The sequence below is a fragment of the Micromonospora sp. DT178 genome, from assembly GCF_049841695.1.
Lineage (GTDB): Bacteria > Actinomycetota > Actinomycetes > Mycobacteriales > Micromonosporaceae > Micromonospora.
In genome coordinates, this window is record NZ_JBNCKV010000009.1 from 321,693 (window position 1) to 331,479 (window position 9,787).

At 74.2% G+C, this 9,787-nt stretch carries 9 protein-coding genes; 8 read left to right on the plus strand and 1 reads right to left on the minus strand.

What is annotated here, in order from left to right; all coding sequences use genetic code 11:
• Positions 1-40: 40 nt before the first annotated feature.
• Positions 41-2,203, minus strand: coding sequence for an elongation factor G-like protein EF-G2 (locus tag ACLQ22_RS19420; protein WP_425693548.1), 2,163 nt, complete (start codon positions 2,201-2,203; stop codon positions 41-43).
• A gap of 252 nt (positions 2,204-2,455) precedes the next feature.
• Between ACLQ22_RS19420 and pgsA the strand changes: the two genes are divergently transcribed.
• The 8 genes from pgsA (at position 2,456) to ACLQ22_RS19460 (ending at position 9,569) form a co-directional block, all read left to right on the plus strand.
• On the plus strand, positions 2,456-3,088 hold the full coding sequence (gene pgsA / locus ACLQ22_RS19425; RefSeq protein WP_366639203.1) for a phosphatidylinositol phosphate synthase: 633 nt from the start codon (positions 2,456-2,458) through the stop codon (positions 3,086-3,088).
• 43 nt (positions 3,089-3,131) lie between these two features.
• A complete protein-coding gene (locus ACLQ22_RS19430) occupies positions 3,132-4,064 on the plus strand; it encodes a phosphatidylinositol mannoside acyltransferase (protein WP_425693549.1) in 933 nt (310 codons plus the stop codon).
• 15 nt (positions 4,065-4,079) lie between these two features.
• Positions 4,080-5,240 (plus strand): glycosyltransferase family 4 protein, encoded by a 1,161-nt coding sequence (locus ACLQ22_RS19435; protein WP_121395392.1) that lies wholly within the window; start codon positions 4,080-4,082, stop codon positions 5,238-5,240.
• A 12-nt stretch (positions 5,241-5,252) separates the two neighbouring features.
• Positions 5,253-5,747 (plus strand): hypothetical protein, encoded by a 495-nt coding sequence (locus tag ACLQ22_RS19440; RefSeq protein ID WP_366640268.1) that lies wholly within the window; start codon positions 5,253-5,255, stop codon positions 5,745-5,747.
• A 281-nt stretch (positions 5,748-6,028) separates the two neighbouring features.
• Positions 6,029-6,946: a pyridoxal 5'-phosphate synthase lyase subunit PdxS gene (gene pdxS, locus ACLQ22_RS19445; protein WP_363896040.1), complete on the plus strand. Its 918-nt coding sequence runs from the start codon at positions 6,029-6,031 to the stop codon at positions 6,944-6,946.
• A gap of 70 nt (positions 6,947-7,016) precedes the next feature.
• Positions 7,017-7,625 carry a pyridoxal 5'-phosphate synthase glutaminase subunit PdxT gene (gene pdxT, locus ACLQ22_RS19450; RefSeq protein ID WP_425693550.1) on the plus strand — a complete coding sequence of 203 codons (609 nt, stop codon included), beginning with the start codon at positions 7,017-7,019 and terminating at the stop codon, positions 7,623-7,625.
• Between the two features lie 308 nt (positions 7,626-7,933).
• Positions 7,934-8,683 carry a YebC/PmpR family DNA-binding transcriptional regulator gene (locus ACLQ22_RS19455; protein WP_425693551.1) on the plus strand — a complete coding sequence of 250 codons (750 nt, stop codon included), beginning with the start codon at positions 7,934-7,936 and terminating at the stop codon, positions 8,681-8,683.
• Positions 8,684-8,882: 199 nt separating this feature from the next.
• Positions 8,883-9,569, plus strand: coding sequence for a DUF402 domain-containing protein (locus tag ACLQ22_RS19460; protein ID WP_425693552.1), 687 nt, complete (start codon positions 8,883-8,885; stop codon positions 9,567-9,569).
• Positions 9,570-9,787: the final 218 nt, after the last annotated feature.

Below are 9,787 nucleotides of genomic sequence, written 5' to 3' on the forward strand. Positions count from 1 at the left end.
ACCCGGCGGGCCGGTAGGAGCGGGGTGGTGGGGGAGAGGGCTAGGGGTGGGTGGGGTGTTCCTTGCGGATCTGGTCGGCCAGGTGGGTGGGCATCGGGTCGTAGCGGACGAAGTGGCGGCGGAACGTGCCGGTGCCCGACGTCATGGAGCGCAGCTCGACCGCGTAGCGGAGCAGCTCCGTGGCGGGTACCTCGGCGCGGACCACGGTGCGCCCCTCGGCCTCGGGGTCGGCCTCGGTGCCGAGCACCCGGCCCCGCCGGCCGGACAGGTCGCCCAGCACCGCGCCCACCGAGGAGTCGGGCACCCGGACCACCACCTCGTCGACCGGCTCCAGCAGCGCCGGCTGGCCCTTCTCGGCGGCGTCGCGCAGCGCCAGCGCGCCGGCGGTCTGGAAGGCCGCGTCGGAGGAGTCGACGCTGTGCGCCTTGCCGTCGACGAGGGTCACCCGCAGGTCCACCACCGGGTGGCCGGCGACCAGACCGTGCTCCATCTGGGCGCGTACGCCCTTCTCGACGGAGGGGACGTAGTTGTGCGGCACCGCCCCGCCGACCACCCGGTCGACGAACTCGAATCCGACGCCGGGCGGCAGCGGCTCGACCTCGATGTCGCAGACGGCGTACTGGCCGTGGCCGCCGGACTGCTTGACGTGCCGGCCGTGCCCCAACGCCCGGACGGTCAGCGTCTCGCGCAGCGCGACCCGGACGGGCTCGGTGTCCAGCTCCACCCCGCCGGAGCGCAATCGCTCCAGCACCACGTCGGCGTGTGCCTCGCCCATGCACCAGAGCACCAGCTGGTGGGTCTCCGGGTTGCGCTCCAGCCGCATGGTCGGGTCGCCGGCGACCAGGCGGGCCAGGTTGCGCGCCAGGGCGTCCTCGTCGGCGCGGCTGCGGGCCGCGACGGCCACCGGCAGCAGCGGCTCGGGCATCTCCCACGGGGCGATCAGCAGCGGGTCGTCCTTGGCGGAGACGGTGTCGCCGGTCTCCGCGCTGCCCGACTTGGTGATCGCGCAGATGTCGCCGGCCACGCAGGCGCCCACCTCGCGCAGGCTCGCGCCCAGCGGCGTGTAGATGTGGCCGACCCGCTCGTCGGCGTCGTGGTCGGGGTGGCCGCGCTCGGCCATCCCGTGCCCGGAGACGTGCACGGTCTGCTCGGGGCGCAGGGTGCCGGAGAAGACCCGGACCAGGGAGACCCGGCCGACGTGCCGGTCGACGGTCGTCTTGACCACCTCGGCGACCAGCGGGCCGGCCGGGTCGCAGGTCAGCGGCGGCCGTGGGGAGCCGTCCACCCCGGCGACCGCCGGCAGCTCGTGCTCCAGCGGCGACGGGAAGCCGGCGGTGAGCACCTCCAGCAGCGCGTCCAGCCCCACGCTGGTCGCGGCGCAGACCGGCACCACCGGGTAGAAGTGGCCGCGGGCGACCGCCTTCTCCAGGTCGTCGACGAGCACGGCGGTGCCGATCTCCTCGCCGTCGAGGTAGCGGTCCATCAGGGACTCGTCCTCGCTCTCGGCGATGATCCCCTCGATCAGCTCGTTGCGGGACTCGGCGATGGCGGGCAGGTGCTCCGGGTCCGGCTCGCGTACCTCGGCCGGCAGACCCGCGGTGTAGTCGAAGACCCGGCGGGTGATCAGGCCGAGCAGGCCGGCGGTGGAGACCCCGTCGTCGCCGAGCATCGGCAGGTAGAGCGGCATCACGTTGTCACCGAAGACCCGTTGGCACAGCGCGACCGCCTCGTCGAAGTCGGCGCGCGGGTGGTCCAGCCGGGCCACGGCGACGGCCCGGGGCATGTCGACCGCCGCGCACTCCTCCCAGAGGGCGGCGGTGGCGGCGTCCATCCCGTCGACGGCGGAGACCACGAACAGCGCCGCGTCGGCGGCCCGCAGCCCCGCCCGCAACTCGCCCACGAAGTCGGCGTAGCCGGGGGTGTCGAGCAGGTTGACCTTGATCCCGTCGTGCAGCAGCGGCGCGCAGGCCAGGCTCACCGAGCGCTGCTGGCGTACGGCTGCCGGGTCGTGGTCGCAGACGGTCGTGCCGTCGGCGACGGTGCCGGCCCGGCCGATCGTGCCGCTCGCCGCGAGCAGCGCCTCGACCAGCGTCGTCTTGCCCGCTCCGGAGTGCCCGACGAGCACCACGTTGCGGATCCTGCCGGGCTCGGTCACCACCGGCGCGCCGCCGGCGGCCCCCTTCTCCTGACTCTTCTGCGCCATGGGGCGCACCTCCCTCAGCCGTGGTTGGTGGCGACCGCCGCGCGCGACGGGGAAGCGGCCCGGTCGGGTTCCGCGGCGACATCCTCCGGTGCGGTGCCGGATTGCGGGTAATCAACGGGCGGGTGGGTGAGCTGGCTCACTTCCCTGCCTCGATCTCACACCCGATCCGGGGTCGGCACAAGGCTCCGTCCCCGCGGGTCGCCTGACCGGCCGTACCGCTGCTGCTACGCGGACCGTTATCGTGGGACCGCCATGGCGAAGATCTTCCAAGTGTCGGCCCGCGCGGGGATGACCCGCGTCGTCGAGCCGGTCGCACGCCGCCTGCTCCGAGCGGGCGTAACTCCCAACGCGGTCACCGTGGCGGGCACCCTCGGGGTGCTCGTCGGTGCGCTCGGCTTCGGTGCCCGCGGTCATCTGGTCGCCGGGGCCCTGATAGTCACCTTCTTCGCGCTCACCGACCTGCTCGACGGGACGATGGCCCGGATGAGCGGGGGCGCCACGAAGTTCGGGGCGTTCCTGGATTCGAGCATGGACCGGGTCGCGGACAGCGCCGTCTTCGGCGCGGTGGCGTACTGGCTGGCCACGCAGCACCAGTACTCCGGCGTCGCCGCCGCGCTGCTCTGCCTGGCCGCCGGCGGGCTGGTCTCCTACGTCAAGGCCCGCGCCGAGGGCCTCGGCATGACCTGCAACGTGGGCATCGCCGAGCGCACCGAGCGGCTGCTCATCGTCGGCGTCGGCGGGCTGCTCACCGGCGTCGGCGTCGACCCGGCGCTGGAGATCGCGCTCTGGCTGCTCGCCGCCGTGTCGATCTTCACCGTGGGTCAGCGGATGGCACACGTCTACCGCCAGGCCCAGCGGGTGCACACCCCGGGCGGGCAGGGGTGAGCGCGACACCCGCGGGTCTGCCGCGGGCGGGGGGCCGGCGCCGGTGAACCTCACCGAGCTCGGCTACGTGGCCGGGTGGCGCGTGATCCGCGCGCTGCCCCGGTCCGTCGCGGCGGCGGCGTTCCGGGCGGGCGCCGACCGCGCCCACCGTCGCGGCGGCGGGGGTACGACCCGACTGCGCGCGAACCTGCGCCGGGTGGTCGGCCCCGACCTGCCGGAGGCCGAGCTCGACGAGCTGGTCCGCCGCGGCCTGCGCTCGTACGCCCGGTACTGGATGGAGGCGTTCCGGCTGCCCGCGCTCAGCCGGGCGGAGATCCTGGCCGGCTTCCGGCTCGACGGCGAGGAGAAGCTCGCCGCCGACGTGGCGGCCGGCCGGGGCGCGGTGGTGGCGCTGCCGCACGCCGGCAACTGGGACGCCGCCGGCGCCTGGGTGGCGGCGACCGGCTGGCCGATCACCACGGTCGCGGAGCGGCTCCGGCCCGAGGGCGTCTACCAGCGCTTCCTCGCCTTCCGCCGGAGCCTGGGCATGGAGATCCTGCCCACCCACGGCGGCGAGCGGAACGCCTTCGACGTGCTGGTCGACCGGGTCCGGGCCGGCACGGTGGTGCCCCTGCTGGCCGACCGCGATCTCTCCGCGCGGGGCGTGGAGGTCGAGTTCTTCGGCCACCGCACCCGGATGCCCCCCGGCCCGGCCCTGCTCGCGCTGCGCACCGGAGCGCCGCTCTACGTCGCCTCGATGTGGTACGAACCGGACGCGGCGTGCGCCTCGATCGAGGGACCGCTGCCGCTGCCCGGCCTGGAGGAGGGCCCGCTCGACCAGCGGGTCCGGTCGCTGACCCAGCGGATCGCCGACGGTCTGGCGGCGGGCATCGCCCGGCATCCGGAAGACTGGCACATGTTGCAGCGGATGTGGCTGGACCAGCACGGCACGGGTGGCGACGCGGCCCTGCCCTCCCCGGCCGCCGGACAGGCGTAAGGGAGGCGTTTGCACGTGCGCATCGGCATCGTGTGCCCGTACTCCTTCGACGTGCCCGGTGGGGTGCAGAACCACGTCATGGACCTCGCCGAGGCGCTGATCGGGCTCGGCCACGAGGTGAGCGTGCTCGCCCCGGCCGACGAGGACTCCCCACTGCCGCCGTACGTGGTGCCGGCGGGACGGGCCCTGCCCCTGCCGTACAACGGCTCGGTGGCCCGGATCGCCTTCGGCCCGGTCTCCACGGCGCGGGTGCGGCGGTGGATCATCCGGGGCGAGTTCGACGTGCTGCACGTGCACGAGCCGCTGACCCTGAGCCTGTCGCTGCTGGCGGTGCTCTCCGCCCGTGGCCCGGTGGTGGCCACCTTCCACACCGCGATGACCCGGTCGCGGGCGCTGGCCGCCGCGCAGGGCGTGCTCCAGATCGTGCTGGAGCGGATCACCGCCCGGATCGCGGTCAGCGCGCTGGCGCGCAAGGTGCAGGTCGAGCACATGGACGGCGGGGCGGTGGAGATCCCGAACGGGGTGGCCGTCGCGAAGTTCAGTCACGCGCTGCCCCTGCCGGGCTGGCCGGGGGAGTGCCCACCGGGCCGCGACGGCGCGATCGGGTTCCTCGGCCGGTTCACCGAGGCCCGCAAGGGCTTCCCGATCCTGCGGGACGCCTTCGTGGAGCTGGCCCGGCAGCGGCCCGGCCTGCGGCTGCTGGTCGCCGGGCCCGGCGACGCGGACGACCTGTTCGGGCGGTTCCCGGCCGACCTGCGCGACCGGGTGACCTTCCTCGGGCTGGTCTCCGAGGAGGACAAGGCGCGGATGTTGCGCAGCGTGCACCTCTACGTGGCGCCGAACACCGGCGGCGAGTCCTTCGGCATGATCCTCACCGAGGCGCTCGCGGCGGGCACCACCGTCGTCGCCAGCGACCTCGACGCGTTCCGCCGCGTGCTCGACGGCGGCCGGGCCGGCCGGCTGTTCCCGACCGGGGACCCGGCCGCGCTGCGTACCGCCCTCGCCGACCTGCTCGACGATCCCGGCGCCCGGGCCGCGCTGACCGCCTGCGGTGACCAGGTGGTGGCCACCTTCGACTGGCCCGTGGTCGCCCGGCGGGTGCTGGAGGTGTACGCGGCGGCGATCGAGGCCACCGACGGGCGGGTCATGGACACCGAATGGGTGGGGCTGGACTAGACGATGTCGCGCATGTGGTGGGTGGTGCTCGCGGCCCTGGTCGTCGGGCTGGTCGTGGCGTACCTCGTCTGGACCGCCGGGCGGGTCGGCCGGCTGCACGCCCGGGCGGAGCTGGCGGCCCGCGCCCTGGAGGCCCACCTGCTACGCCGGGCGGCGGCCGCCGCGGTCCTGGCCGAGCGCCGCTACGGCGTCGAGCTGTACGCGGCGGCGCGGATCGCGCTGGACGCCGAGCCGGACGAGCGGGAGGCCGCCGAGAACGACCTCACCCGCCAGCTGCGGGCGGTGGAGCTGGACCCGGCGGATCCGGACTGCGAGGCGGTGATCGGCGCCAGCCGGCGGCTCGCCCTGGCCCGCCAGGTGCACACCGACCTGGTCCGCGACGCCCGTGCGGCGCGGGGCCGCCCGCTGGTGCGCCTGTTGCGGATGGGGCGCCGCCGGCCGTGGCCGCGCTACTTCGACATCGACGACCCGACGCTCACCGTCCCGGCCGACGTCCCCGCCGGCTGAACCGGCGCAGGCGCGAGCTGGGCGCACCGTGATCAGGACCCCGTGGACGTCACCCGGCCGCGTTGAGGTCCATGGCGTCCTGATCACCGGACGCCGCCGCCCAGCCGGGCACGGACGTCGCGCCGGGGAGCCCGGGGCGGGCCGGGGAGGAACCGGCGGGCGGCCGGTGACGACTGCCACAGTGCAGGCCACCGTGGGCCTGATTGGCTGTCGGATCGGCGTTGGGACCGTCGTAGCATTTCCGCAGCCACCCCCCGAGCACGTTCGAGGAGCGATGACCCGTGCCCGAAACCACTGCCCAGAACGCTAGCGCCAGCCCCGTCACCGGCACCGCCCGCGTCAAGCGCGGCATGGCCGAGATGCTCAAGGGCGGCGTGATCATGGACGTGGTCAACGCCGAGCAGGCCAAGATCGCCGAGGACGCCGGCGCCGTCGCGGTGATGGCGCTCGAGCGGGTGCCCGCCGACATCCGTGCCCAGGGCGGGGTGTCCCGGATGAGCGACCCCGACATGATCGACGGCATCATCAACGCCGTCTCCATCCCGGTCATGGCCAAGGCCCGGATCGGTCACTTCGTGGAGGCCCAGATCCTCCAGTCGCTCGGCGTCGACTACGTCGACGAGTCCGAGGTGCTGACCCCGGCCGACTACGCCAACCACATCGACAAGTGGGCCTTCACCGTGCCCTTCGTCTGCGGGGCGACCAACCTCGGCGAGGCCCTGCGCCGGATCACCGAGGGCGCGGCCATGATCCGCTCCAAGGGCGAGGCCGGCACCGGCGACGTCTCCAACGCCACCACCCACATGCGCAAGATCCGCCAGGAGATCCGCCGGCTGGGCTCGCTGCCGACCGACGAGCTGTACGTGGCCGCCAAGGAGCTCCAGGCGCCGTACGAGCTGGTCAAGGAGGTCGCCGAGAGCGGCAAGCTGCCGGTGGTGCTGTTCACCGCCGGTGGGATCGCCACCCCGGCCGACGCCGCGATGATGATGCAGCTCGGCGCCGAGGGCGTCTTCGTCGGCTCCGGCATCTTCAAGTCCGGCAACCCGGCGCAGCGGGCCGCGGCGATCGTGAAGGCCACCACCTTCCACGACGACCCGGACGTGCTGGCGAAGGTCTCCCGGGGCCTCGGCGAGGCGATGGTCGGCATCAACGTCGACGACATCCCGCAGCCGCACCGCCTGGCCGAGCGCGGCTGGTGAGGAAGCGCCCCTCCGCACGCCTCGGCTGGCGGAGGGGCCACCGCGGCAGGTCGACGAGAGGAACGGTGACATGAGCGACGCACCCGTGATCGGCGTGCTCGCCCTCCAGGGGGACGTCCGCGAGCACGTTGCCGCGCTGGCGGCGGCCGGCGCGGACGCCCGCCCGGTACGCCGCCCGCAGGAGCTGGACGCGGTGGACGGGCTGGTCATCCCCGGCGGTGAGTCCACCACGATCAGCAAGCTCGCCGACATCTTCGAGCTGCGCGAGCCGATCGACAAGCGGATCGCCGACGGCATGCCGGTCTACGGCTCCTGTGCCGGCATGATCATGCTGGCCACCGAGGTCCTCGACGGCCGGCCCGACCAGCGCGGCTTCGCCGGCATCGAGATGACCGTACGGCGCAACGCGTTCGGCCGGCAGGTCGACTCGTTCGAGGCGCCGGTGGGGGTCACCGGGGTCGAGGGCGGGCCGTTCCACGCGGTGTTCATCCGGGCGCCGTGGGTCGAGCGGGTCGGCGAGGGCGTCGAGGTGCTCGGCACGGTGACCGAGGGCCCGGCGGCCGGCCGGATCGTGGCGGTGCGGCAGGGCAACCTGCTGGCCACCTCGTTCCACCCGGAGCTGACCGGCGACGCGCGGGTGCACGCGTACTTCGTGGAGCTGGTCCGGGCCGCCCGCTGAGCGGTCCCCTGGCAGGTCGGGCGGGGTCTCCTCCTCGGGAGGGGCCCCGCCCGCGCCGTTCGCCCGGCGGTGGGGCGCAGGCACCCGGGCCGTCCCCGTCGTCCCTGTTCGCACGGCTTCGGGCGGGCCGCCGCCGTGCCGCGCGTGACAGCCACCCGCCGGGCGTCGGTAGGATTGCCGAGATTCGGCGGGGCCAGCTGCCCGTCACGGCTTTCCCGCAGGGCTGACCGGCACCACCGCGTGCGCCGGCGGGAGCGGGGCGTGCGCGGTCGGTCGATGCAGACGGCGGGTAGCAACGGAGGTAGCAGATGTCCGGCCACTCAAAGTGGGCGACGACCAAGCACAAGAAGGCGGTCATCGACGCCAAGCGCGGCAAGATGTTCGCCAAGCTGATCAAGAACGTCGAGGTCGCCGCGCGGACCGGCGGCGGTGACCCGGCCGGCAACCCGACGCTCTACGACGCCATCCAGAAGGCGAAGAAGAACTCGGTCCCCAACGACAACATCGACCGCGCCGTCAAGCGTGGCTCGGGCCTGGAGGCCGGCGGCGCCGACTGGCAGACCATCATGTACGAGGGCTACGGCCCGAACGGCGTGGCGATGCTGATCGAGTGCCTGACCGACAACCGCAACCGCGCGGCGACCGAGGTGCGCACCGCGCTGACCCGTAACGGCGGCTCGCTCGCCGACGCGGGCTCGGTGTCGTACATGTTCTCCCGCAAGGGAGTGGTGATCGTCCCCAAGGGCGCGACGACCGAGGACGACGTCATGATGGCGGTCCTCGACGCCGGCGCCGAGGAGGTCAACGACCTGGGTGAGGCGTTCGAGGTGGTCTCTGAGCCGACCGACCTGATCGCGGTCCGCACCGCGCTCCAGGACGCCGGCATCGAGTACGAGTCGGCCGAGTCGTCGCTGATCCCGAGCGTCAACGTCCCCCTCGACGAGGAGGGCGCCCGCAAGATCTTCAAGCTGATCGACGTCCTGGAGGACTGCGACGACGTGCAGAACGTCTACGCGAACTTCGACGTCAGCGACGAGGTGATGGAGGCCGTCGGCTGATCCGACGTCCCCGGTGCGCGGGCCGGCGCCGCCGCGACCGCCGTCGACTTCCGGCATCGACCGGGGCCGACGGCGGGAGGCGGTGGCCCGCGCGTCACCCCCGAATCGGCGCGTTATGTCCGACATGCGACTTGGTTTCGCCGTACTCGCGGGGTTTGTGCTCGGGGTGTGCCGCCCCCGCGCTGGCTAGGCTGCGGGAGTGGATCTTCCGGGTGAGGCGGGGCGAAGCGGTGACCGGGCGGGCGACGGTGGCCGGTTCGCGCCGGGCGACGTCGTGGTCCGGCGCGAGATCCTGCGCGGCGAGGTGTGGTTCGGCTGCCCGACGATCTGCGTCGAGGACTCGCCCGACCTGCTCGCGCTCTACCTGCCTCCGGGCGCGGAGTTCGGCTTCCCCGAGGCCGGCGGCTTCCCGTGCGGGCGGCACCCGTGGCAGGCCGCCGGGCACCGGGCGTGGAGCGGGCACGGCAAGCTCATGCTGCACCGCCCGGGTGAGGCGCACTCCGTGGACGTCTTCTGGGCCGGCCCGGAGCGCGCCTTCGCCGGCTGGTACTTCAACCTCCAGGAGCCGTTGCGGCGTACGCCGATCGGGGTGGACACCCTCGACCACGAGCTGGACCTCTGGTGGGGCGCCGGCGACGACCGCTACGTCTGGAAGGACATGGAGCTGTTCGCCCAGCGTCTCGACGAGGGGCGCTACCCGGGGATGGCCGAGGCGATCCGGGCCGAGGGCGACCGGATCGCCGCCCTGCTTGACGCGGGGGAGCGCTGGTGGGACGAGGCCTGGTCGGTCTGGCGCCCGGACCCGGCCTGGCCGGTGCCGACCCTGCCGTCCGGCTGGGACACCGTCCCGCCGTCCCGCTGGGACACGGTCCCACCCTCCCGCTGACCGCGCGTCGCCCGGCGCCTGACGCGTCGCGCAGGTGGCGTCCGCCGCCGACCGGCGACGCGGCATCCGCCGTCGACCTGCACGTGCTTGCCACGGCGGCGGGGGGGGGGGGGGGGGGGGGGGGGCGGGCCCCCCCCCCCCCCCCGCCCGCGTCGTCAGCACGGAACGCGCAACGCCAAGCGCCGGGGTGATCAGGACGCCATGGACCATAAAACTGC